The sequence below is a fragment of the Bacillus sp. z50 genome, from assembly GCF_058313585.1.
Genome location: NZ_JBZFQL010000005.1, coordinates 208,256 through 232,639, shown reverse-complemented (window position 1 = coordinate 232,639; position 24,384 = coordinate 208,256). Strand labels below are relative to the sequence as shown.

Genomic DNA, 24,384 nt, shown 5'->3' with positions numbered 1-24,384 from the left:
CTGTGTTGCTTAATTCATAGGTGCTCCATGCGCCATGCTATTACACCATATGGCATTAGGAGCATATTAATTACTTGGGGCAAATTCAGAACAAGGAGGTGGACATTATGCAGGAGAGATTTCCGGGTATCGTGTGGTTTTGCGATCGCTGCAATGCTTGCCTGAGCGAGCAGCCGGGTTTTGATGACCATCACTATGTTTGGAAATGTACAGAGTGTGGTCATAAGAATAGCATTTCTTCGGATACAATCTATGAATCTAAGGATGATTTCAGAAATTATGACGGTTAAGTACAATTGGCTTGGGATTTCTTGAGTAGACTGCTTTATAAATATAAAGGAGGGTAAGCAATGGCTAATTTAAAATTTCCAAGAAGTGGACGATTTGTTCCATTCGGTGTACTTAATAATGAATCTGATAAATCTAAAGAATTAGGCGAGTATGATGGTATCAATGATATTGAAGATATAGACGATATTGAAGAATTAGATGAGTCATTAAGTGTTTACGAAGCAGCGGAGATATGGGCTTCTCACGGGAAAGATGAAGATTATATGTTTGGTTATACTGAAGAAGAATTGGAAGATGCTCTTTAAAATACAGCACCCTGCTAGCTTTATATAGTTAGCGGGGTGTTAGGCATCTTAGGGGTTTGCATTCCATTCTTGTAGGGGAACTACATATCCTATTTTGAATAAATCGATACATAATAAGCAACCGGCCTATACTAATGATTTTTTATAAATGGCCAAAAAGAAATTGATGGGACTTCATACACATTGGTTCCAGGTCTAATTGATTCACATGTCCACATTGAATCTAGTATCCTCGGTGAAATGCGTGACAAGTCCGGGGAAATTCGGAGGAAAAGGGTTTATGGCCTGGACATACTCGGGCTATGCCTGGCCTATCCCTGATCAAAGGAAGGTCAAATGCTATTCAAGTCCATATGAAGTATGAATCAAACTCCTTCATCCCTATCCATAAAATACAAATCACATTGCCCCCCTCTTATTAGGGATATTTCGTTTTTTTGTCAATCTTATGCATGTATTCTTCTGTAATATTCGTGTTTGTTGTATTAATAGCGAATATTAATCGTTATTTTTTAAAAATCGTACGGATTTTTTATTGACGAACTTACCTCTTGTTGATATGATTGGTTTGTACTGATTAATGTTATTTTAATATAATATAAAGGCTATGACTTAAATATTTCTGCTGGGGCATTATGAATAGTGTAAATAGATTTTTTCAGTTGGAATTGGATATGTTCTATAGCCAGAAGAAAAAATTAATAGTAAAGATGATATAGGAGGATAATATCTTGAAGCGAAATGCAAAGAAATTGGTTATGTTAGTATGTATTGCCCTACTGACTTTTGCTATGGCAGCATGCGGGAAAAGTGAAGATAAAGAATCCGGAAGTAATAAAGATGGGTTAAAAATTGCGATTGTAACAAGCCTAACTGGTGTTGACGATGGCAACTTTAACGAAAATAACTACAATGGTATTTTAAAATTCATCGAAAACCATCCAACAGCTACTGTAAAAGCTATTAAAGAAGAAACGGGTGATCCTGCTGCGGGAGTACAAGCCGTTGCTGATATCGTGGCAGATTATGACGTGATTGTAACACCTGGCTTCCAATTTGCTGGAGTTTCCAGTGTTGCTTTAGAAAATCCTGATAAGAAATTTATTTTAATTGATTCTGAGCCTACACCTGTAGGTGACCAAAAAACGTTCGATAATATTTACTCTATGACTTTTGCCGAACAAGAAGGTGGCTTTTTTGCCGGAATGGCAGCAGCACTTGAAACAAAATCAAATAAAGTTGCAGTCGTAAATGGAATTGCTTATCCATCAAATGTAAACTATCAATTTGGTTTTGAATCTGGCGTAGAGTTTGTTAATAAAAAGTATGAAAAAAATGTTGAGGTTGTTGAGTTATCTGGATATGCAGGAACTGATGTCAACGGAGTGGATGTTGGCGGTAACTATGCAGGATCTTTTGGAGATGAAGCAACAGGAAAAGTAATTGGTAATGCATTGATTAAAAAAGGTGTAGACCAAATCTTTGTTGCAGCAGGTGGAACGGGTAACGGTGTGTTCACTGCTGTTAAGGAAGCGAAAGGCGATGTTAAAGTAATTGGTTGTGACGTTGACCAATTTGATGATGGTGTAAATGGTTCTGAGAACATTGTATTAACATCTGCAGCTAAATTTATGGGCATGAACGTTGAAAAGCAATTGAATGCAATTGTTGACGGAAGCTTTAAAAGCGGAAACGTAGTTCTTCATGCAGATTCAAATTCTACTGGATTTATAAAAGAAGAAGGACGTCACCAATTATCAGAAGATACCCTTACGAAAATGAATGAAGCGTACGAGTTAGTGAAAGAAGGCAAAATCGTGCCGGCATCTAACTTTAATGGTTATACGCCAGAAAAATTCCCAGGGTTGTAATATTCATTAGAAAAGCATGATGGAATAATCGTTAGAAGTTTATCCCTTCCTGATTTACTGGATCAGGGGGAGGGTGAACTTCTAATTTTTTCCTTTCCATTTAATGTGATAAAGGAGCAGAAAGATGTCTGATTATATTGTAGAGATGAAACATATAACCAAACGATTTCCTGGAATAGTAGCGAATGATGATGTATCCATTGGCATAAAAAAGGGAGAAATCTTTGCTTTACTTGGAGAAAATGGTGCTGGTAAATCAACGTTGATGAGTATGCTGGGTGGCATGTATGAACCGGATGAAGGCGAAATCTATATCCGGGGTGAGAAAGTGAATATCAGCTCACCTAACCATGCGGCGAAGCTCAATATAGGGATGGTCCATCAGCATTTTAAACTGGTATCAGATTATACGATTACAGAGAATATTATTTTGGGAATCGAGCCAATCAGAAAATTTGCAGGTCTCTTTCCATATGTGGATATTCGAAATGCCAATCGAAAAATTGAAGAGCTATCCAAGAGCTTTGGATTAGAAGTGGATCCTACGAAAAAAATAGCTGATTTAAATGTTTCCATGCAACAGCGTGTGGAAATTTTAAAGGTGCTTTATCGGGAAGCAGACATCCTTATTTTTGATGAACCGACTGCAGTCTTAACACCGCAGGAAATTGAATTCTTGCTGGATATAATCAAAGGACTGCGAGACGGTGGGAAAACGATCATATTAATTACACATAAGCTGGAAGAAATTAAGAAGGTCGCCGATCGATGCGCCGTATTGAATAAAGGCAGATTAATTGATGTTTTGGATGTAAAGACAACCTCCGTTAATCATATGGCCCAATTAATGGTAGGGCGAGAGGTAAACTTTGAAGCGGAGAAAGAGCCAGCTCAATTTAAAGACGAAGTATTGAAGGTAGAAAACCTAACCGTTAAGAATGAAGATGGGTTTGAAGTAGTGAAAGATGTTTCCTTTACCATTCGCAGCGGTGAAATCTTTGCCATTGCAGGAGTTGCAGATAATGGACAGGTTGAAATAGCGGATGCAATAGCTGGACTAACAAAGGTCAGCAGCGGAAATATACATCTTAATGGCAAGGATATTACGAATGAAACGATAAGAAGCAGAACAGAAGCTGGTATATCGTATATACCTGAAGATAGACAAAGCTTTGGACTGTTTTTGGATTTCGATTTAGCTACTAATCTAGCATTAAAGCAGTACTATAAGGAGCCTTTTTCTAGTAAGTGGATGCTAAATAAAGAGGAATTCGAGCGATCTGGCAGTGAGTTGATTGATAAATATGATATTAGAAGCGGACAAGGCGTCAAAACGCAAGTTCGTTCGATGAGCGGTGGTAATCAGCAAAAAGCCATTATTGCCCGAGAAATCGAATTGCAATCACCTCTTATGATTTTTGTTCAACCAACACGGGGAGTAGATATTGGCGCAATCGAAAATATCCATAAGATGATCATTCAGGAACGTGATCGTGGAAAAGCGATTCTCCTTATATCATTGGAGCTAGATGAAATTATGAATGTAGCAGATACGATAGGAGTTATCTATAATGGCCAACTTCAAAAGATTGCTAGCAGAGAGTCATTAACGACCAATGAAGTCGGTGAATATATGATGGGGGCAAAGCATGAGTAAAGATAGAAAAAGTAATAAGTTACGTAGTAGTCTTATTCGGCTGATAAATAATGAGAAGTGGCAATCGATCTCCATTCCACTAGTCGCCATAATCATGAGTTTTATTGCGGCAGCTATTGTCATACTTTTAATGGGTAAAAATCCTTTGCAGGCGTTTTACAACTTATTTCAAGGGGCAGGAATTTTACCGAAGCCATTTTATGCTGGCTATAAAAGCATGCTGACTGATTTCATGAGTTTGCTGAATGCGATGACGCCGCTTTTATTTGCAAGCTTGGCAGTTGCTGTCGCATTTAGAGCGGGTCTATTTAATATTGGGGTTGCCGGTCAAATGCTCGTCTCTGGTTTTTTTGCGACGATTATTGTCGGCTACAGTGGCTTGGATGCGGTGATCGCAAAGCCGCTTGTTTTACTGATTGGTATAGTCACCGGGGGACTAATGGGAGGATTAGTTGGGTGGCTCAAATATAAATTTAACATCAATGAAGTCGTATCTACGATTATGTTGAATTATATTGCTCAATATGTTATCAGCTTTTTTATTCAAATGTATTATATTGATCCAGTCTCAAGGCAATCTAAATATATTTCTGAAGCAGCAAGATTAACATTGGCGAATGTTGAAATAGGAAATCTGAAAATGGATATTCCGTTAGGCTTTGTTTTGGCCATCATTACCGCTATTCTAATAAAGATTCTCATGGACAAAACGGTTGTTGGATTTGATATTAAAGCGGTAGGCTCCAATCGTAATGCTGCAAAATATGCGGGAATTAATGTGGGAAGAAATACAGTCCTGGCAATGGTTATATCGGGTAGTTTGGCTGGACTTGCAGGTGTCACATATTATTTAGGTTATTACGCTTCTATACAACCAAAGGTATTATCAGACATCGGCTTTGATTCCATTGCTGTAGCCCTATTAGGAAACTCTCATCCAATTGGTGTTATTTTTTCTTCCTCACTCATATCAATCATTGATCAGGGAAGCACATATATGAGTTCACAGGCAGGAATCAGACAAGAAATTTCTTCTGTGATCATCGGGTTGATCCTATTGTTTAGTGCATGTGGTGTATATCTGAAGTATAAAATTAGCCGCATGAATGAAAAAGCAGCGGAACGAAAGGAGAGTAAATCATAATGGATACAGTACTTATTGATGGTCTATCCTTTGCTTTGCCTCTTTTTATTATAGCAATTGGCGGTATATACAGTGAAAAGAGTGGTATTACCAACTTAGCACTTGAAGGATTTCAAGGTTTTGGGGCATTCATCGGGGCGCTGTCAGCTGTATTAATCGCAAATGCCTTTGGTACAGATATTCAAGATTTGTTTTACGTAGCGTTACTATTTGCCATGATCGGCGGAATGGTTTTCGCAGTTATTCACGCTGTACTATGCATTAAGTTTAAGGCAAACCAAGTTATCAGTGGTGTCGTCATTAATATACTGGCGTTGGCTTTAACAACATTCTTAACGACACAGATCAATGCGCTTGTCTTCGGAACTGCTTCGGACAAGTTCCAGTTAGGTGTCATGGAGCGGTTTACTATTGCTGGTTTAGCCGATATACCAGTAATAGGTGCAATCTTTACGAATGTGTATCCGTTTGAAGTAATTATCATCGCGATTGCCATTTTTGCTTGGTATCTTTTATATAAAACAAAGTTCGGCATGCGCTTAAGAGCGTGTGGGGAAAATCCTCATTCCGTTGATGCAGCAGGTGTAGATGTTGCGAAACTCAGGTTTACAGCAGTCTTAATATCAGGTCTATTATCTGGTCTGGGCGGCATGTGTTTTGCCTATTCCATTTCAGCTAACTTTTCTTCCAGCATTTATATGGGATATGGGTTCTTAGCCATTGCCGCATTAATTTTCGGTAATTGGAAGATTGTCCCGACGCTAGCTGCGTGTCTTTTGTTTGGTTTTGCGAAATCTGGTGGAGCTTTTATTGCTCAATCAATGGCATTGCCAAGCAGTTATACTGATTTATTTATGATATTGCCGTATGTATTAACATTATTGTTATTAATCTTCTTTTCTAAATCAAACCGTGCTCCGAAAGCGTTAGGTGAGATTTATGACAAAGGAAAGAGATAAATAAATTTACTAAGCAGTTTCCATGGGCTAACATGTTAAATTTGGTTGACGCAACGTGTGAGTATCGATAAATTACGGTCTAAGATAATGCACACTCTTATCGTGCGTCGACATAAGGTGGAAATATACCTAGAGTGTGGACATACAGTCCACATGTGGATAGTGTAGCAAAGCTTATAATGAAAAAGGCAGCAGCCCTCATTGGGGCGCTGCCTTTTTAGGTTTCTTACAATGAATTTACAAAGCTGGATTTAATGTGAATTGTCTTATCTGATTGTCAGGTTACCTACCAAATGCTATCCCAAGAGGATTGCAACTTTCGCAATAGAACAATTTGGCCGATATGATACGAATCGTGCATCATGATATTGCTGAGTAAACGCTCAATAGAGTACCTGTTAGCTGCATACAAAGTTTTTAGCTTTTCATCCTCAAGGTCCGCCGCAATGACCGTTTTTAATTTACTCATGACTTCATTAAGGCGCTGCACTGTCTGGGCCCATCTGATTTCGTCTTCTGGATCCCCTGGATTTCCAAAGGTTTCTTCATTGTTTTCTGGCTTATGCGGATTCTCAGTTCCCTTAATTCGGTGGATTACATCTTCATTCCAAAATATCAAGTGATTGACAATTTGCCAAATCGAATTGCTGTTTTCCGAACTTCTCCATGCCGCCTCAGCTGCAGTGACTCCATGAAGTGCCTGATTCATGGAAGCAAACCATTCATTCTCATGGCAGTGCATGTCGAGTTGTTCTAAAAACACTTTAGTTACAACTTGCATACAACCAATCTCCTCTCTGTTTGGGATAATTTAAAGTAAAAATCTGACAATAATAATCCTATAATCTATTTAACAAAAAGCCACTCATACGCATAAAATAACCATCATTTTGGACTGTTGGCTATATAAGGACGAATATATTCTCAATAAAATGCTCTATACATTTATATTGAGAATACAACCAAACTATAATACTCTGACTTTATTCGGCGCATCCAGCATGTATTCCTTCCACATAACAAATAAAGTTCTTATATATGGGATAGGTAGGCTATGCTTAACAAATTCCTCATAAACCTACGATTATTCCTGGTGATAAAAGCTATTGATCCCATACCAGGAAGTTTAAGATTAAAATAATAAGGTAAATGCTTCTTTTCACAAAAATAAATTTAGTAAAAATATTTTCATTGACTATCACTGCATGCGTTGTTAGAATGCAAAAAAGGTTTACGAAATAAAAACAACTAAATTATAAAAATAAACTCGTATAATCTTGGAAATATGGTCCAAGAGTTTCTACAAACTAACCACTTTAATTAGTTCGTCTACGGGAATAGATACGTACAGAATGTATAGTAAACTGCTATATTTTATTTATACATCCTTCTACTTTCTTATTTTTCCCGCCGAGCAAAAAATGAGGAGGAATAAGATGAAAACCCAAAAACAAATCAAATCCCAAATACTAGCGGCAAGAAATATCAGTTTACCTGAGTTAGTTATTAAAAATGTTCAATTAGTAAATGTGTTTACGGATGAAATGGAGCGTGCAGATGTTGCCATTCATAATGGTAAGTTCGTAGGTATCGGCCACTATAATGGTAAAAAGGAAATCGATGGCACTCCATATACAATGGTTCCGGGTTTAATTGATTCACACGTCCACATCGAATCTAGTATGCTTTCTCCTTCTCAATTTCAAAAAGCTGTTTTACCGCGAGGGATTACAACTATTATCACAGATCCTCATGAAATAGCTAATGTCCAAGGATTAAAAGGAATAGAATGGATGTTGCAGGACAGTGAAAACTGTCTATTGAATTATCGCTATCAACTGCCGTCCTGTGTCCCGGCAACTTCCTTTGAGGACAATGGAGGGACTCTGACGGCTGAGGATCTTGCGCCGTTTTATAATCATAAGCTTGTGCTTGGCTTGGCGGAAGTGATGGATTTCCCTGCAGTATTATCTGGTCAGGAAGATATAATGGCAAAGCTGTCAGGGGCAATGATCAACAATGTTCCGATTGACGGACATGGTGCCGGTTTAAGCGGAAAAGATATTAATGCCTATTTGACAGCGGGTATTACAACGGATCACGAATGCGTAGTACCAGAGGAAATGATTGAACGCGTCAGACGAGGTATGTATGTGATGCTTCGCGAAGGCTCTGCTGCCCGCAATCTTCATGATTTGTTAGCCGGTTATAGTAAAGAGCTTTCACATCGTTTAATGTTTTGTACAGATGATAAGCATATAGATGATCTATTGGAAGAGGGAAGCATTGATTATCATGTACGTGAATGCTTAAAGGCTGGAATCGATGTATATTCTATTATGAGAATGGCATCTCTTAATGCATCTCAATGCTATAATCTAAAAGGAAAAGGGGCAATTGCGCCTGGCTATGATGCTGATTTTATTTTATTGAATGCCATTGAAGGCTTTGATATACATTCTGTTTGGGTAAACGGAATCCGTTACGAAGAAGATAACGAACAAGAGAAAGAAGCGTCTTTTGAAAATACCGTTATATTGGGAAGCTACTCAAAAGAGCTTTTGCGTCTGTCATTGACTACTGATATAGCGAGGGTAATTGAAATTATTCCTAATTCGATTGTGACGAAAAAAGCGCAATACAAGGTACCGGTTGTCAATGGCCTGTTTGTGCCAAGTGAAGAAGAGGATTTCGTGAAAATGGCTGTAGTCGAAAGACATAAAGGTACAGGAAGTGTAGGAGTCGGTATTGTAAAGGGCTTCCGTCTGCAAAAAGGAGCTATTGCTACAACGATTGCTCATGATTCGCATAATATTATCTGCATCGGAAAGAATGATGAAGATATGGATGTCGCAATCAGGGAGCTTGAGAAAATTGGCGGAGGTATTTCAATTGCTTGCAATGGAGAGACAATGGCTTCATTATCATTGCCTGTGGCAGGATTAATGACAACTATCTCACCTGAAGAATTAAATAAGCAATACAGCCAGTTGCTGATTGCACTGTCATCACTTGGAATTACGGATGAATTCTCACCTTTACTAACATTATCCTTTTTGGCCTTGCCAGTTATTCCTTCGTTAAAGCTTACGAATCAAGGATTGTTTGATGTTGATACATTTACGTTTGTAGATGTAAGTGTATAAATTAATCAGAGGGGCCTCTCTAAAGTCATCAATGATTTTTGAGAGGCCCTTCTTTGTTTGTGCTAGTGCGTATGAATCCTCCCCAGTAAATTTGTTTAAAAATATCCATTGGATGGAGCACCTGTATGTATAACTAATTCAGTGAAAAAGTGTCGCAAAGCTTATTGAAATGAGGCAGTATCCCTGCGTAATAAGGGCGCTACCTTTTTATATTTGAGAATGCAGTGATTATTGGATAACTTTATAAGGTGGATTCGACAAACCTAGTGTAAGCACATACCCTTCTGCAGCATCAATCAATAATGTAATAAAAGTCTTTTTGTTTTCCATCTTGTAATATCTCCTTTGTATACTTCATTTGATAGTTTTATCTTACCTATTTGATGTTTGTGAATTGCAAAAGAAATGTTTACTAAATGTTAAAATGAAAAAATATTATCTATATATAAAAGAATCCTATAAACGATTACCGTTTATAGGATGTTCTACTTCCCTTATGAAATCTATTTTAATAATTCCTCGCTTAAAGACAGTATCTTTGGTGCTAGTTTCTCTCGTTTTCTTTTTGTTATTTTCACATATATGGGATAGGCAACGCTTATTAGCACAAGTCCTAAAAAACCTATGATTATTCCTGGTATTAAAAGCTGTTCACCCCATACTAGACAGCAGCTCATACCTATTCCAAACAATAATGTTCCTATAAGGCCTGACATAATGGCCAAGATTGTTCCTGGTCTTTCTGCACTTTTATCCAAATTTCGTAACTGTTCGAATGGATCATCTTCCTTTTTCATATATTTCTTTTTAATAGCTTCTATTTCTGCCTGCCTTTTTGCAGAATATATATACTCAAATTTACTATTTTCCATCATTGTCCTCCATTTCTGATTTATATTTACGCATAAGACAATATTTCTATAATTTTATTTGATGACGCTCTCCCTTAAGTAGACAGTAAACGTACTTCCTTCTCCTAATGTACTTTGTACATGAATATCGCCACCAACTATATCAATCACTTTCTTTACCAAAGCTAGTCCCAAACCGTTTCCCTGCACAGCATGGGAAGTATCCCCCTGATAAAATTTTTCGAAAATATGCTTCCCTGTTTCCGGGCTAATGCCACAACCGCTGTCGCTGACTTCTACAAATGCGGTAAGTCCTTCTTTTTTCACCTTAACACCAACAGCTCCGCCATTATCTGTAAACTTTATCGCATTTGAAAACAGATTGTTCCATACTAGACTTAACAGTTCGGCATCTTCGTGTATGAAAATATCTTCCTCTAGATCGGTTTCAATATTAATGTTCTTACTTGCCCATGACTGTTCATATAGAAGTAAACATTCGCGAATCTGTTCTGTTAAATTATAGTATTTTCTCTCAGGAAAGATTTGTTGATTTTCCAGGCGATTTAATTTCAATATATTTGTAATCAGACCAGATAATCTTCTTGTCTGCTCGGTAATGGCCTTTGCATATTCTACCTTCTGTTTTTCTGAAAGGGAATGTCCCTGAAGCAGTGTTCCATAATTTTGGATAGCCGCAAGGGGAGTCTTAATTTCATGAGAGACATTTGAAATGAAATCTGTTCGGAGAGTTTCTACTCCAGACAACTCTACAGCCAGCTCATTAATCCCTTTGATAATTGCATCGAATTCATTGCTACTTTTTTCATTTCTAATATAGGGAATCTGTGTCTTGAAATTGCCGGACATTATTTCATCCAGACCTGCCTGAATCCGTGCTATTGGTTTTCTTACCATCAAGGTACGGCGAATTTCATCAATCATACTGAAAATAAATGTGAGAATGATAACGTTTAAGAAGGTAATGGGAACAGCAGCTTTCATTTCTTCCGTCGTCAAATCAACCCAATGTAAAAACAGTACCAGATTGCAGGTAACTACAAATGCCATCAGTATAAAAAATATTAGGAATCTCCCAAAATTAAATAAAAACTTTTTCCTATTTCGTTCATCTGTTGTAATTTTCATTTGAGCACCGTTTTATATCCTAATCCATGCACGGTGACAATTTCAAAATCCTTGCACGCAGAAAACTTATCTCTCAATTTTGTAATATAAACATCCACTACACGTGGTCCGGACTGGGATTCGGCATCCCAGAACTCATCCATCAATTGAGTTCTTGTAAATGTTTTCTTTGGGTATGACAACAGCTTATACAATAACTTGAATTCTCTTACTGTCAGATTGATTTCTTCCTCGTTCAAATAAGCTGTATGCTCTTCGATATCAAGCCTCAGCTGGCCAATTTCGATTTTTTTATTGGATGCAATTTTTGCCCTGCGGAGCAATGCTTCCAGTCGAAGGAGTAATTCATCCAAATCTACAGGTTTAACCATGTAATCATCCACACCGGCATGGAATCCTTTTCTTTTTGATTCGAGATCTTCCTTTGCTGTCATAAATAACATAGGGATATCATTGTTCAATTCCCTAACAGACTTAGCAAATTCAAATCCATCAATCCCCGGCATCATTATGTCAGAAATAATTAAATCAAATATATGGTCAGTCATCGCATCATAGGCATCATTGACATTTTGAACACCTTTAGCTTGATAGCCGTTTAGGTTCAAATAAGTACAGACTGTCTGATTTAAATTTTCATTATCTTCTACTACTAATATTTGAAACATATGTATTCTCCTCGTTGTATTTTTGACATTATAGCATGTGATTGTTTACGAAATGTTAACGTATTATTAAAACGTCTAATAGATAAATAAAAGATATGCTATAAGAACCATCAGAAGAAGAAATTGGTATATTGTTGACTGATACTAATGAGAGCCTAATCTAGAGTCTTTAAACAAAACTGATTCAATAATGATTACGATGTGAACATAGCTTGTATAAAAATTAAAAAATGCAGAAAAATATAGTGGATGATAGATGGTTATTTTTGCATATCTGATCTTTTGTAATATAAAAATGAGGTGACCGATATTTGTACAGGATTAAGTATTCAATCTCAAGAGGGTAAGTGGTTTTTTGGAAGGAATATGGACTTAGCCTATTACTTCAATCAAGCAGTTATGATTATCCCAAGAAATTATCAATATCAAGATAGAGTCTCAGGTAATATGGTAACCAATAAACGCGCTATCATTGGAATGGGGACGGTAATTGATAACCATCCTCTTCTGGCGGATGCTATGAACGAAGTTGGCCTAGCCTGTGCAGGATTAAATTTTGAAGGGTACGCGTACTTTGAGAAAGAACCGATTGAAGGGAAAAATAATATTGCACCCTACGACTTTATACAATGGGTTTTATCAAATCACGAAACAGTAGAAGAAGTTAAACGTGGAATTGAGCATTTAGAACTTGTGGATTGCCCAATCAATGAAAATACACCTGTTTCAATGCTTCACTGGATGATTACAGATAAGACAGGAAAGGCTATTGTGGTAGAAAAGACAAAAGACCGATTGACTGTACATGACAATCTGATAGGAGTTTTGACCAACAATCCTACCTTTGATTGGCATTTAACTAACTTGAATGAGTATTTACATCTGACACCAATTTCACCAAAAGAAACAAAATGGGGCAAGCAAACATTAAAAGCACTAGGCATTGGAGCTGGAACATTAGGGATACCCGGAGACTTTGCTTCCGTTTCCAGATTTGTAAGGATAGCTTATATTCGTACACATATGCCTAAAATTGAAGGAGATATACATTCTATTACACAATTTTTTCATATGCTGGATTATGTAAAAATGGTTAAAGGAGGGGTCCTTACAGATGATGGGTTAGAGGATGGTACAACCTATTCTTCTTGTATGGATCAAGAAAAAGGTGTTTATTACTATAAAACGTATGAAAATAATCGTATCAATGCGATAGATATGCATAAGGAACAATTAGAGGGGACAAATCTTAAAATCTTTAAATACCTCACAAACCAGGATTTCAATTATCAGAATTAGGTTTACCTAAGAGTTTACATAAGCGAAAAATATTTCGTAACTTATATTAAAAGGCACTCCGTCCTTAGCTAATGGGACGCTGCCTTTTGATTTTTCCAGTATTGGATTTATCAATATGTATAGACTCCGGAAATGCAGGCATTTTCTCGGCAAGTGAGTGAAGGAGTTGCAGTTATTGTCTTTAGGATTGAAAGGATCTTCATTAAGTTGATTAATATCTTTCATTATTCTAGATAAGCTCAGTTAGTAGTAATATCCACTGGCAAGCATCTACTTGTTTAGTTTTATCTATGATGCTGGTTTTTCTATGTTTATTAACTCTATTCACTTAAAGTGAGAAAATGCGTATAATAATGAATATTAAAAGAGAGAAATGGAGTAGTATATCAAATGGTTCAATCAATCAATACAAAAGTCGAGTTAGTTATTGATGCGACCTCACATAACGGGCTTCCTGAATACGGAAAAATTATGATTGGTGACAAAGGATTTGAATTCTTTAATGAACGTGATGCTCGTAAATTTATTCAAATTCCTTGGGAGGAAGTTGATTATGTGATTGCTTCTATCATGTTTAAAGGGAAATGGATTCCGCGTTATGCTATTCAAACTAAACGAAATGGGACATTTACATTCTCCTCGAAGGATTCAAAAAAAGTTTTGCGAGTCATTCGTGAACATGTTGATCCCGCTCATATGGTGCAATCATTAAGTTTCTTTGATGTGGTCAAACGCGGTATGAGTAGTATATTTAAAAAGTAATAGTTTTAAAAAAAGATAAGTTAGTACTTGTCTTTTTTTTTGTCGAAAAAAACAAAAATTGCACGGTATGTAAATGTCCTTGGCAAAGAGGCTTTGGACATAGAAAATTTTAATCCTGCTTGAAAGCGGATTATATAGCGTGCTATAATCACTAAGAAAGTTTATTGAAATTTTCGAAAAGCTAGTCTAAATAACCATCTCCTTTATTTTTTACGCGATACTACTTCGATTAGATGTAAGTAAAAAGTATTGATTGATGAAGAGAAAAAGGGGAGTCTTTGTACCTATAACTTCATTTAATCACTTTTTTTTATGTCTTTTTTTGTCGAATATAGTCGTTTTCAGATGGTTGGAAAACACATCTATAGAAATATAGAAATAGACGTGTTTTACCGTATTAGTTTGCTTGTAACTATAATAATAGGAGGTAAAAAGATGGTAGGGATTATCATTGCTAGTCATGGTGAATTTGCGAATGGTCTCTTGCAATCTGGAGAAATGATCTTCGGAGTACAAGAAAATGTAAAAGCTGTTACATTGATGCCGAGCGAAGGACCTGATGATGTAAAGGCAAAAATGAAAGAAGCAATTGCCTCTTTCGATAACCAAGATGAAGTCTTATTCTTAGTCGATCTTTGGGGTGGTACTCCTTTCAACCAAGCCAATAGCTTGCTTGAAGATCACCAAGACAAATGGGCAATCGTTGCTGGTATGAACTTGCCAATGTTGATTGAAGCTTTTGCATCTCGTTTTTCAATGAACAAAGCACATGAAATTGCCGCTCATATTTTGGGCACTGCTAAAGAAGGAGTTAAAGTTAAACCAGAAGAGTTAGAACCCGTTACAGAGGTTAAACCTGCTGATAAACCGTCAACTGCAGGTGCGCCTGGTAAATTTGAGTACGTGTTAGCTCGCATCGACTCTCGTTTGCTTCACGGACAAGTAGCGACTGGTTGGACTAAAGCAACAAATCCTACTCGTATCATTGTTGTATCTGATACAGTAGCTAAGGACGATCTTCGTAAGAAATTAATCCAACAAGCTGCTCCACCAGGTGTAAGGGCACATGTTGTTCCTGTACATAAAATGATTGAACTTGCAAAAGATGATCAACACTTTGGCGGTCAGCGCGCATTGCTTCTTTTCGAAAACCCGCAGGATGCACTTAGGGCGGTTGAAGGTGGCGTTCCATTAGAGACAATCAATGTTGGTTCTATGGCACACTCACCTGGTAAAGTTCAACCGAATAAGGTATTGGCATTCAATCAAGAGGATATTGAGGCTTTTGCTAGTTTAAAAGAGCGTGGTTTGAAATTTGATGTACGTAAAGTTCCGAACGATTCAAAAGGCAACATGGACGAGATTATCAAGAAGGCTCAAGAAGAGTTAAACAAACAAAAATAATCATGATTATCACGAAAAAAAGGGAGGATAAATCATTATGGATTTGACTATTATTCAAATAATATTAGTCCTTTTCGTAGCATTCTTAGCCGGTGTAGAAGGAATTTTGGATGAATTCCATTTCCATCAGCCAATTATTGCATGTACGTTAATCGGCTTAGTTACAGGAGAACTTGTACCTTGTCTTATCTTAGGCGGTACGCTTCAAATGATTGCTTTAGGATGGGCAAATATTGGAGCAGCCGTAGCACCGGATGCTGCGTTAGCATCAGTTGCATCTGCTATTATTTTAGTTTTAAGTGGACAAGGTCAAGATGGAGTATCTTCTGCAATCGCGATTGCAGTTCCGCTTGCAGTTGCTGGCCTTTTATTAACAATTATCTGTCGTACGATTGCGACTGCATTTGTTCACTTTATGGATGCTGCAGCTGCAGAAGGAAATATCAGAGTAGTAGAATTTTGGCACATTGCTGCAATCTGTATGCAAGGATTACGTATTGCAATCCCAGCTGGATTAATTTTAGCCATTGGTGCAGGTCCGGTTCGTAGCTTGCTTGAATCTATGCCAATGTGGCTGACAAATGGTTTAGCTATCGGTGGTGGAATGGTTGTAGCTGTTGGTTATGCAATGGTTATTAATATGATGGCTACAAAAGAAGTATGGCCATTCTTTGCAATTGGATTCGTATTAGCAACTGTTACAGAAATTACACTTATTGGTTTAGGTGCTATCGGTGTGGCTCTAGCACTCATCTATTTAGCTCTTTCTAAACAAGGCGGTTCAGGTAATGGCGGAAATGGTAATACAGGTGATCCAATAGGCGCTATTATTGATAATTACTAAGAAGGAGGAGGACAGAAAGTGGAAAAAGAATTGAGATTATCGAAAAAAGATCGTATTTCTGTTTGGTGGCGTTCAACCTTCATTCAAGGTTCTTGGAACTATGAACGAATGCAAAACGGTGGTTGGGCGTATGCAATGATTCCAGCTATTAAAAGATTATATAAAACAAAAGAAGACCGCTCTGCTGCACTAAAACGTCACTTAGAGTTCTTTAACACTCATCCATATGTAGCTTCACCTATACTCGGGGTAACTTTAGCGCTTGAGGAAGAACGTGCAAATGGTGCACCGGTTGATGACGTAGCTATTCAAGGTGTTAAAGTTGGTATGATGGGACCTTTAGCGGGTATCGGAGATCCAGTTTTCTGGTTCACGGTTAAGCCAATCCTTGGTGCGTTAGCAGCTTCTCTTGCCATGACTGGTAATATACTTGGACCGATTCTTTACTTCGTTTTATGGAATCTTATTCGTATGGGATTCACTTGGTATACACAGGAATTTGGTTACAAAGCAGGATCTAAAATTACAGATGACTTATCTGGCGGGTTACTTCGAGATATTACTAAAGGTGCATCGATACTCGGGATGTTTATCCTTGGTGCATTAGTTAACCGTTGGGTTTCTGTTAAGTTTACGCCAACTGTATCTTCCGTTCAGCTTGATGAAGGTGCCTATATTGATTGGGATAAGTTACCTGCAGGAGCAGAGGGAATTAAAACAGCGTTGGAACAACAAGCTGCTGGTCTATCATTAAGTGATGTTAAAGTAACAACTCTACAACAAAATTTAGATAGTTTAATCCCAGGCTTATCTGGATTGCTATTAACACTTCTTTGTATGTGGCTGCTTAGGAAGAAAGTATCACCAATCGTAATGATCCTTGGATTGTTCGTCGTTGGTGTTGTCTTCCATGTATTAGGCATCATGTAAAAATAAATTTATAAAGCTTGTTCAGACTTATACAAAGATAGATTATAAGACTGTTAAACAAATAGGGAAGCACCTCCTGAAATTGAGCGAATCATTTTCAGGGGGTGCTCTTTATATACCGCCAGAAACTTGATCATTACTACTATATACATATCAATGGAAACCATTTTGAATTAAACTATTGCTTAATAGAAGATATTAAGTATAAATTTATATTTTAGGAGGCTGCCATGCTTACAATTGGCTATATTGGAAATGGGAAAAGCACGAACAGATACCATTTACCGTTCGTCCTGCAAAGAAAGAATATAAAGGTAAAGACAATTTATCAAAGGAATCCTAAACATGAAAGCTGGGATCGGATTCCAGGGGTCACTTATACATCTGACTTAGATCAACTGTTAAATGATAAAGATATACAACTCATTGTAGTTTGTACAAAACATGACAGTCATTATGAATACGCCAAATTGGTATTAGAACATAATAAACATTGTTTAGTTGAGAAGCCTTTTATGGAAACCTCCGAGCAGGCAAAAGAAATATTTGCAATCGCGCGTGAGAAGGGACTAATTGTTCAAGCTTACCAAAACAGACGCTTTGATAGTGATTTTTTAACTGTTCAAAAGGTTATCGAAGAAGGGAAGTTAGGAGAACTGCTGGAAGTAGAAATGCATTTTGACTATTTCCGCCCCGAAGTACCAGAATCCACTACTACTTTCGATCCTGCTATGTCATTTTTATATGGACATGCATGCCATACATTGGATCAGGTTATCAGCTATTTCGGCAAGCCGGATCACATCCACTATGATGTTAGGCAATTATTGGGGCAAGGCAAAATGAATGATTATTTTGATTTAGATCTATATTATGCTGAATTGAAGGTTACTGTAAAATCCAGTTATTTTAGAATTAAAGAAAGGCCTAGCTTTGTAGTTTACGGTAAAAAGGGATGCTTTGTGAAAGCAACGAAGGACCGCCAGGAAGAACACCTAAAATTATTTTACATGCCGGATAACAAGGATTTTGGAGTAGATACGCTAGAACATTATGGTGTACTGACATATGTTGATGAAGAAGGTACCATCCATGAAGAAAAAGTGAAATCCATCAATGGTGATTATGGGTTAGTGTATGATGATTTATATGAAGCCATTATGAATGGTAAAGATAAAACTATTACAGATGAACAGACACTGCTGCAAATGGAAATATTAGAAACTGGCATTAAGAATTTAAAATAAAATAAAATAAAATTAAATGATAGAGACAGCCCCCAATACGGCACACTATGCATGGTATTGAGGGCTGTCCACTTTTTTAGGAAAACACAGTTGTATGTGATGCTAACCAGCCTCACATATCTTATTGATCTTTTTGCTCGTAGAGAGCCAGAAATGCACATTCTATTGCGCGCAAAGTATGGGCTGGAATTCCGCCGCCCATATTATTCCACAGATCAGCGAATAGTCTAGGACTATGACCTTCACGCAGTAGCTTTTTGGCGTATAAGACTATCATATTCGGATCGCGTTGATGACGTAACAAGCACATCGGAGACGGATAGTCTTCACGAAGTCTATTTTCCATCTCAAGAGCTTCTCTTTTCGAAATGGCAGTCAGTGTCGGTTGAATTTTTTCCCACTCATCGAGCATAATGGGTATCCATTGGCAATTGTCCTCATGGTAGAAGTAAGTCTCCTGACCATTGGTCTGATAAATAATTTCTGCACCTTCGTTAAATTCACGATAATAGGTTACGAAAATATCCGTATACAGATTGGAAATTTCCCAATACATATCATATTCATGCAGGGGTGCAAATGCATCAATTAGCCTACTGTAATACCAGCTCTGCTGCTCTTTTCCACGGTTGAACCTGGTCCAGAGTTCGTCTCCGCATTCAATATAGTCTGCTTTAATACTGCGGAGATTGGATAGTTTGTCCGCGCAGGCAAGTAAGAGCTCTTCAAAGCTAGCTGACTCTGTCATGTAGTCGATGGTATGCTGCTTTCGCTCTTCCCAGCTGCGTGACTTGTCCTCGCTGTTTGACTGAATAAGGGATAAAACTAAAGGACCAAACTCGTTTTCAATTGCATCAGAAGTCTCGTCTGTATCTTCCAGAACGTCATGCAGCAGGCCTGCAATAATCAGCGCAGTATTACAGCCGGCAGAGGTTAGAATCTGGGCAACCTCGAATGGATGAGAAATATACGGAATATCGGTTCCTTTACGAGTCTGTCCCTGATGTGCTTTCGTTGCAAAGAGAATTGCTCGATGCAGGATGGCATTTCCGAACCACGTATTTGGCGTATATAGTGTACACTCTTCATCTGCCTTTTCGACTTCAGGTATCTTTTTAACCTTAGATGAATCTATCCTCTTTTCCGTCATTGAGTTTCCCTCCTTCATTTCTTTTCCTCTTATAGTTAGGGATATATTATATAAAAATAATTATAACATCTATAAGCTAAGACTGATGAGGATGACAATCAAGTGAAATATCGTCTATTTGATTTCTTCTGTTCCATTCCATTAATATATTGGTTCTCTTACTAGGAATTATTCAGATTAGCAATTCAATATCTTAGTAAAATAATTTGGAAATAAGTAAGTAATGAATATGAACATGGTTGATGTACTTTATCATTGACCAGACTGGACCTAATTTTCCTGGTTTTCTTTGTACTTTTTGTTCATAATAAGGGATAATATGTTCAAAATTTCTATAGTTTGATAAAAAGTGCCCAAGCATGCTATAAGTGTAAAAGAAGATTATTTCTGTTTAGTTTTGGGATAGATTTTTATATGATATCCCATTTAATGAGAGGATTGGAATTTAAATATGAAAGAAAATTTTTGGCGTGATCTACCACGACCTTTTTTTGTACTGGCACCAATGGAAGATGTGACTGATGTTGTTTTTCGTCATGTCGTGAGTGAAGCTGGGAGACCTGATGTGTTTTTTACAGAGTTTACAAATTCGGAAAGCTATTGTCACCCTCAGGGAAAAGAGAGTGTGCGTGGACGTTTAGCCTATACAGAGGATGAACAACCGTTGGTAGCCCATATTTGGGGTGACAGGCCTGAAAACTTCCGAAAAATGAGTATTGGTATGGCGGAGTTAGGGTTTAAAGGCATAGATATCAATATGGGATGTCCCGTACCCAATGTAGCTGACAATGGGAAGGGAAGTGGTCTGATCTGCCGTCCCGAAGTTGCAGCCGATTTAATACAAGCAGCTAAAGCAGGGGGATTGCCGGTAAGTGTGAAGACGCGGCTTGGTTTCGCGGATATAGACGAATGGCGTGATTGGCTGACACATATATTGAAGCAAGACATTGCTAATCTTTCTATTCATTTGCGTACAAGAGATGAAATGAGTAAAGTAGATGCTCATTGGGAGCTTATTCCGGAGATTAAGAAACTTCGTGATCAGGTCGCACCCGATACACTTTTAACGATCAATGGAGATATCCTTGACCGTGAAATGGGATTGAAACTGGCTGAACAATACGGTGTAGATGGGATTATGATTGGGCGTGGTATTTTCAAAAATCCATTTGCCTTTGAGCATGAGCCAAAGGAACATAGCAGTAAGGAATTGCTGGATCTCTTGAGGCTGCATTTAGATCTCCATGATAAATATTTAGAAGTAGTAGCTCGCAAGTATACACATCTTCATCGTTTCTTTAAAATCTATGTCCGTGGATTCCATGGGGCTGGTGAATTAAGAAATGAGTTGATGAATACGAAGTCCTCAGATGAAGCGCGTGCATTGATCAATAAATTTGAAGAGCTTAATGGGATGGACGAAAAGTAAGAAGCAATCGAATGAGAAAATTGTTGCTACTTCTCTATAGTAGAACGGATTTCAAATCTGTATGGTATGTTATGAAGTAATCCTAATCTTAAAATAACCCTTGGAACTGCGTGATTTCCGCATGTCTAAGGGTTTTTCCTTTAGAATAATCTATTGCTGTTTCTAGTATTGTAGGATTAACTATCTATCGATTTAAATATTTTAATAATTCAAATTATTCATGATATTATTCTTCCTCCGCTTTATAATGAATAAAATAGGGTTTAGTGGAGGGAATACATTGAAGAAAAAATTGATAGTACCAGTACTTCTAACATCCGCTATATTAGTAGGCTCGATTCCGGCCGAAAGTGTAATTGCGCAGCCAGTTAATTCGAAAGCAGTTAGTAAGGAGTGGAATGAGAGGGCTAGCGTTCCTTTATTCGTGAAGGAGCGGTCTGCTGAAAAATACTCTTCTAGTACCCCTTCCAATGCTTTGAATTATTTGAAGAATAGTCAAGGAAAGACTGGAATCAGTAATCCGGAGAAAAACTTGAAGGTGAAAGATGTACAAAAGGATGAACTGGGCATGACGCATATCCGCTTTAATCAGACGGTAAATGGAGTAAATGTTGAAGGTTCAGACATTATCGTTCATTTTAATAAGGATAATGAAGTTGAATCCGTTAATGGTAGGATGAATCAGACACTTAGTGAATCAAAAGTGAATACAGCTGTCTCTTTAAGCAGTGAAAGAGCAGTAAAAGAAGCCTTATCCTCTGTTAAAGCCCCTGAAGAGCTGACATATGAACCTACTACTGAATTGGTTGTCTATCCTTTTAAAGGAGAAAACCATACAGTCTATAAAGTAAATGTTAACTTTATGGGTGTGGAACCTGGAAACTGGTTTGTCTTTGTAGATGCACAAACGGGTGAGATAATTGATCAGTATAATGCCATCATGCATGCCGCTGAAAGAAAAACACAAAAAGGTACAGGAATCGGTGTGCATGGAGAACGCAGAGAATTACACATTACCCGTGTAAAGGAAGCGAATTCTGGTACTAAGTTTTCTTTAGCGGATTATGCTCATGCTAACCTTGGTGGAATTGAAACATACGATGCCAAAAACGATAACACTTCCAGTAATGATACGCTTTATGTAGGGAATTCAGCTTCATTTATCAAAGACTACGATCGTGCTGCTGTCGATGCGCACTATAATTCCGAAAAAGTATACGAGTATTTTCTAAACGAGCATGGCCGTAATTCTCTAGATGGAGAGGGAATGGCAATTATATCTAAAGTCCACTATGGTACCAATTATAATAATGCTTCCTGGAACGGACGTTGGATGACCTACGGTGATGGAGATGGAGAGTTTATGATTTCTCTGGCAGCAGGTCTTGATGTAGCTGCTCATGAAATGACCCATGGTGTAATTTCTCACTCAGCTAATCTGGTTTACCGGAATCAATCAGGAGCACTAAACGAGTCTTTTGCTGACGTGTTTGGTGTACTAGTTGATGATGGTGACTGGGAAATGGGAGAGGATATTATGGCACCAGCTGCCAAAGCTGAAGGGGTGACGGTATTGCGCAGTTTAAGTAATCCTAACAGTGTAATCGTCAGCAACGAGCAAAGAAGAGAATATAGCACAAATGGTGGTGTCTATCCAGACCATATGGACGAGTTTTATCATATGCCGACTTCCGTAGATGGCGGTGGTGTCCATGTTAATTCATCTATTACAAACCATGCTGCATACCTGATCGGTCAAGAACTTGGAAGAGAAAAATTGGGGAAAATCTACTATCGAGCTTTAACGGTTTATTTAACCTCTAATTCCAATTTTAGCGATGCTCGGAACGCAATTGTGCAGTCTGCTATTGATTTGTATGGTGAAGGCAGCGAGGAAGAGGCGGCCGTACAATCTGGTTTTGATGCGGTGGGAATCTATTAATTCATCCAGATGACTTGAAGGAAGGTTAGTTTATATTTATTTGCTCCCTTAGACGATGAGTTTAAGGGATTTTTTATGTGCATATATAAACTATTAGCGATCTAGAGTAGGAAATTTCTACATTAAAAAGAGGCTGGGACATAACTAAATTTACTATGTCTAAAACCGAATGATGTATTTGATTTTTATTAATCTAAATAGAAAAAGCCGAACTATTATTAATAATTGATGTTAACACTGCATTATATAATAGTTCGGCTTTTATAGATGCTGGAGACCTTTTGTCCCAATCTCTTTTTGTCTCTTATTGAGGCAATAATATCAATGTTTGATACTCTAATTGGCTCATTGAGTTTAGTTAGGTGATAATCTCCTGTCGCCCAATCGGAGATATCCCTTCTATTCTCATTTATTGTTTTATATAAGCAAGTCCTAGACAACCTGGGCCTGTATGGCTGCCAATGGATGGGCCGATTTCAGTGATGAATACTTGATCGAAGGATTGTTCTAATTCTAGATCTGCTTTTAAGGTTAATGCATGATCAAGATTATTAGAGTGTAAAATACAAATCATTTCTCTCTCAACATTTGAAGCTAGGAATCTTTCTTTGATTTGCTTGGTTGCACCGGATGTTTTTCGAGCTTTGCAGACAGATTCAATGACTCCATTATCTGTAACAGAAAGGATTGGCTTGATTCCGATTAGTCCACCAATCTTCGCAATAGCCGGATTTAGTCTGCCACCTCTGGCTAAGTATTGTAAGTCATTCACGTAAAATTCCACGTGGAAGGATTGTTTGTTTTCTTCCAGATATTCGACAATTTGGTCGTAGGAATACTTCTCATCTCTCATCATGCAAGCTTTAACCACTAACATACCCATAGCCATAGAACCGGTCAAGGAATCGATTACGGCGATGCGACTTTCCGGATATGAATCTAGTAATTCCAGACTTGCCAATCTAATATTATTAAACGTGCAGCTTAATGCGCTGGAAAGAGTTACACAAATGATATCATTTCCTTTTTCCAATTCTTCTTTTAATACTTGAATTGCGGCTGAAGGAGAGCTGGCACTGGTCTTGGCAACCTCGCCATTTGCTAATCTATTATAAAACTCCGTAATTTCCATTTTACGTTCGGAACCGTACTCTATTTGATCCTCAAACTGAAAATGAAGAGGAATTAATTTTATTCCATATTTTTCGATTACCTCTGCTGGGATATCGCAACTTCCATCGGTAATAATTGATATATTCTTCATGAAAACCTCCGTTAGTTATTAAACACTGTGTTGTATAAAATTTGTTATCATTGTATAATGTTGCCCCGGAAG

At 37.6% G+C, this 24,384-nt stretch carries 21 protein-coding genes and 1 riboswitch; of the genes, 15 read left to right on the top strand and 6 right to left on the bottom strand.

The features are described 5' to 3' along the window. The first annotated feature begins 107 nt into the window (after positions 1-107). From AC4G3N_RS15265 to AC4G3N_RS15240, 6 genes are all read left to right on the top strand, one after another. A complete protein-coding gene (locus AC4G3N_RS15265) occupies positions 108-290 on the top strand; it encodes a Sec23/Sec24 zinc finger-containing protein (protein WP_066108395.1) in 183 nt (60 codons plus the stop codon). A gap of 60 nt (positions 291-350) precedes the next feature. Next, positions 351-596, top strand: a complete 246-nt coding sequence (locus tag AC4G3N_RS15260; RefSeq protein ID WP_066108394.1) for a hypothetical protein — start codon at positions 351-353, stop codon at positions 594-596. Positions 597-1,327: 731 nt separating this feature from the next. Beyond that, positions 1,328-2,467 carry a BMP family lipoprotein gene (locus tag AC4G3N_RS15255; RefSeq protein WP_217491086.1) on the top strand — a complete coding sequence of 380 codons (1,140 nt, stop codon included), beginning with the start codon at positions 1,328-1,330 and terminating at the stop codon, positions 2,465-2,467. A gap of 124 nt (positions 2,468-2,591) precedes the next feature. Next, on the top strand, positions 2,592-4,124 hold the full coding sequence (locus tag AC4G3N_RS15250) for an ABC transporter ATP-binding protein (protein ID WP_066108391.1): 1,533 nt from the start codon (positions 2,592-2,594) through the stop codon (positions 4,122-4,124). Then, positions 4,117-5,268 carry an ABC transporter permease gene (locus AC4G3N_RS15245; RefSeq protein WP_139892748.1) on the top strand — a complete coding sequence of 384 codons (1,152 nt, stop codon included), beginning with the start codon at positions 4,117-4,119 and terminating at the stop codon, positions 5,266-5,268. The genes AC4G3N_RS15250 and AC4G3N_RS15245 overlap by 8 nt, the downstream gene beginning before the upstream one ends. Further along, positions 5,268-6,227, top strand: coding sequence for an ABC transporter permease (locus AC4G3N_RS15240; RefSeq protein ID WP_139892747.1), 960 nt, complete (start codon positions 5,268-5,270; stop codon positions 6,225-6,227). The genes AC4G3N_RS15245 and AC4G3N_RS15240 overlap by 1 nt, the downstream gene beginning before the upstream one ends. 286 nt (positions 6,228-6,513) lie before the next feature. Here the strand turns inward: AC4G3N_RS15240 and AC4G3N_RS15235 are convergent, their stop codons facing one another. Further along, positions 6,514-7,008, bottom strand: a complete 495-nt coding sequence (locus AC4G3N_RS15235) for a DinB family protein (protein ID WP_139892746.1) — start codon at positions 7,006-7,008, stop codon at positions 6,514-6,516. Positions 7,009-7,474: 466 nt separating this feature from the next. Beyond that, positions 7,475-7,579: riboswitch (purine riboswitch) on the top strand. Between the two features lie 84 nt (positions 7,580-7,663). Here AC4G3N_RS15235 and ade point away from each other — a divergent pair. Beyond that, the gene (gene ade, locus AC4G3N_RS15230; RefSeq protein ID WP_491090514.1) at positions 7,664-9,373 is read left to right on the top strand and encodes an adenine deaminase; all 1,710 of its coding nucleotides are present in this window, start codon (positions 7,664-7,666) and stop codon (positions 9,371-9,373) included. 503 nt (positions 9,374-9,876) lie between these two features. Here ade and AC4G3N_RS15225 read toward each other — a convergent pair. From AC4G3N_RS15225 to AC4G3N_RS15215, 3 genes are read right to left on the bottom strand one after another with little or no spacing between them, the layout of a single operon-like run. After that, positions 9,877-10,245: a hypothetical protein gene (locus tag AC4G3N_RS15225; RefSeq protein ID WP_139892769.1), complete on the bottom strand. Its 369-nt coding sequence runs from the start codon at positions 10,243-10,245 to the stop codon at positions 9,877-9,879. Positions 10,246-10,299: 54 nt separating this feature from the next. Continuing rightward, positions 10,300-11,373: a HAMP domain-containing sensor histidine kinase gene (locus tag AC4G3N_RS15220; protein ID WP_139892745.1), complete on the bottom strand. Its 1,074-nt coding sequence runs from the start codon at positions 11,371-11,373 to the stop codon at positions 10,300-10,302. After that, a complete protein-coding gene (locus tag AC4G3N_RS15215; protein ID WP_139892744.1) occupies positions 11,370-12,041 on the bottom strand; it encodes a response regulator transcription factor in 672 nt (223 codons plus the stop codon). Before AC4G3N_RS15215 ends, AC4G3N_RS15220 begins: the two co-directional genes overlap by 4 nt. A gap of 300 nt (positions 12,042-12,341) precedes the next feature. Here AC4G3N_RS15215 and bsh point away from each other — a divergent pair, with 300 nt between their 5' ends. From bsh to AC4G3N_RS15185, 6 genes are all read left to right on the top strand, one after another. Continuing rightward, entirely contained in the window at positions 12,342-13,340 is a 999-nt protein-coding gene (bsh, locus tag AC4G3N_RS15210) for a choloylglycine hydrolase (RefSeq protein ID WP_217491085.1), read from the top strand. Positions 13,341-13,730: 390 nt separating this feature from the next. Beyond that, entirely contained in the window at positions 13,731-14,102 is a 372-nt protein-coding gene (locus AC4G3N_RS15205) for a DUF956 family protein (RefSeq protein WP_066108374.1), read from the top strand. 435 nt (positions 14,103-14,537) lie between these two features. Then, positions 14,538-15,506, top strand: coding sequence for a mannose/fructose/sorbose PTS transporter subunit IIA (locus AC4G3N_RS15200; RefSeq protein ID WP_066108371.1), 969 nt, complete (start codon positions 14,538-14,540; stop codon positions 15,504-15,506). 37 nt (positions 15,507-15,543) lie between these two features. Further along, positions 15,544-16,350, top strand: a complete 807-nt coding sequence (locus AC4G3N_RS15195) for a PTS mannose/fructose/sorbose transporter subunit IIC (RefSeq protein ID WP_066108368.1) — start codon at positions 15,544-15,546, stop codon at positions 16,348-16,350. A gap of 18 nt (positions 16,351-16,368) precedes the next feature. Further along, positions 16,369-17,280, top strand: a complete 912-nt coding sequence (locus tag AC4G3N_RS15190) for a PTS system mannose/fructose/sorbose family transporter subunit IID (protein WP_066108365.1) — start codon at positions 16,369-16,371, stop codon at positions 17,278-17,280. Positions 17,281-17,510: 230 nt separating this feature from the next. After that, positions 17,511-18,527 carry an oxidoreductase gene (locus tag AC4G3N_RS15185; protein ID WP_066108362.1) on the top strand — a complete coding sequence of 339 codons (1,017 nt, stop codon included), beginning with the start codon at positions 17,511-17,513 and terminating at the stop codon, positions 18,525-18,527. 121 nt (positions 18,528-18,648) lie between these two features. Here the strand turns inward: AC4G3N_RS15185 and AC4G3N_RS15180 are convergent, their stop codons facing one another. After that, positions 18,649-19,677, bottom strand: a complete 1,029-nt coding sequence (locus AC4G3N_RS15180; RefSeq protein WP_066108359.1) for an HD domain-containing protein — start codon at positions 19,675-19,677, stop codon at positions 18,649-18,651. Between the two features lie 451 nt (positions 19,678-20,128). Here AC4G3N_RS15180 and AC4G3N_RS15175 point away from each other — a divergent pair, with 451 nt between their 5' ends. Beyond that, positions 20,129-21,106: a tRNA dihydrouridine synthase gene (locus AC4G3N_RS15175; protein ID WP_490558872.1), complete on the top strand. Its 978-nt coding sequence runs from the start codon at positions 20,129-20,131 to the stop codon at positions 21,104-21,106. Positions 21,107-21,386: 280 nt separating this feature from the next. Next, positions 21,387-23,048: a M4 family metallopeptidase gene (locus AC4G3N_RS15170; RefSeq protein ID WP_491090509.1), complete on the top strand. Its 1,662-nt coding sequence runs from the start codon at positions 21,387-21,389 to the stop codon at positions 23,046-23,048. Between the two features lie 409 nt (positions 23,049-23,457). Here the strand turns inward: AC4G3N_RS15170 and AC4G3N_RS15165 are convergent, their stop codons facing one another. Continuing rightward, positions 23,458-24,312, bottom strand: a complete 855-nt coding sequence (locus tag AC4G3N_RS15165) for a DegV family protein (RefSeq protein ID WP_491090507.1) — start codon at positions 24,310-24,312, stop codon at positions 23,458-23,460. Positions 24,313-24,384: the final 72 nt, after the last annotated feature.

Excerpts from the sequence above, each read along its gene's own strand:
- AC4G3N_RS15265 (WP_066108395.1), top strand. The coding sequence starts at position 108 with ATGCAGGAGAGATTTCCGGGTATCGTGTGGTTTTGCGATCGCTGCAAT.
- AC4G3N_RS15260 (WP_066108394.1), top strand. The coding sequence starts at position 351 with ATGGCTAATTTAAAATTTCCAAGAAGTGGACGATTTGTTCCATTCGGT.
- AC4G3N_RS15250 (WP_066108391.1), top strand. The coding sequence starts at position 2,592 with ATGTCTGATTATATTGTAGAGATGAAACATATAACCAAACGATTTCCT.
- AC4G3N_RS15245 (WP_139892748.1), top strand. The coding sequence starts at position 4,117 with ATGAGTAAAGATAGAAAAAGTAATAAGTTACGTAGTAGTCTTATTCGG.
- AC4G3N_RS15240 (WP_139892747.1), top strand. The coding sequence starts at position 5,268 with ATGGATACAGTACTTATTGATGGTCTATCCTTTGCTTTGCCTCTTTTT.
- AC4G3N_RS15235 (WP_139892746.1), bottom strand. The coding sequence starts at position 7,008 with ATGCAAGTTGTAACTAAAGTGTTTTTAGAACAACTCGACATGCACTGC.
- ade (WP_491090514.1), top strand. The coding sequence starts at position 7,664 with ATGAAAACCCAAAAACAAATCAAATCCCAAATACTAGCGGCAAGAAAT.
- AC4G3N_RS15225 (WP_139892769.1), bottom strand. The coding sequence starts at position 10,245 with ATGGAAAATAGTAAATTTGAGTATATATATTCTGCAAAAAGGCAGGCA.
- AC4G3N_RS15220 (WP_139892745.1), bottom strand. The coding sequence starts at position 11,373 with ATGAAAATTACAACAGATGAACGAAATAGGAAAAAGTTTTTATTTAAT.
- AC4G3N_RS15215 (WP_139892744.1), bottom strand. The coding sequence starts at position 12,041 with ATGTTTCAAATATTAGTAGTAGAAGATAATGAAAATTTAAATCAGACA.
- AC4G3N_RS15205 (WP_066108374.1), top strand. The coding sequence starts at position 13,731 with ATGGTTCAATCAATCAATACAAAAGTCGAGTTAGTTATTGATGCGACC.
- AC4G3N_RS15200 (WP_066108371.1), top strand. The coding sequence starts at position 14,538 with ATGGTAGGGATTATCATTGCTAGTCATGGTGAATTTGCGAATGGTCTC.
- AC4G3N_RS15195 (WP_066108368.1), top strand. The coding sequence starts at position 15,544 with ATGGATTTGACTATTATTCAAATAATATTAGTCCTTTTCGTAGCATTC.
- AC4G3N_RS15185 (WP_066108362.1), top strand. The coding sequence starts at position 17,511 with ATGCTTACAATTGGCTATATTGGAAATGGGAAAAGCACGAACAGATAC.
- AC4G3N_RS15180 (WP_066108359.1), bottom strand. The coding sequence starts at position 19,677 with ATGACGGAAAAGAGGATAGATTCATCTAAGGTTAAAAAGATACCTGAA.
- AC4G3N_RS15175 (WP_490558872.1), top strand. The coding sequence starts at position 20,129 with ATGAAAGAAAATTTTTGGCGTGATCTACCACGACCTTTTTTTGTACTG.
- AC4G3N_RS15165 (WP_491090507.1), bottom strand. The coding sequence starts at position 24,312 with ATGAAGAATATATCAATTATTACCGATGGAAGTTGCGATATCCCAGCA.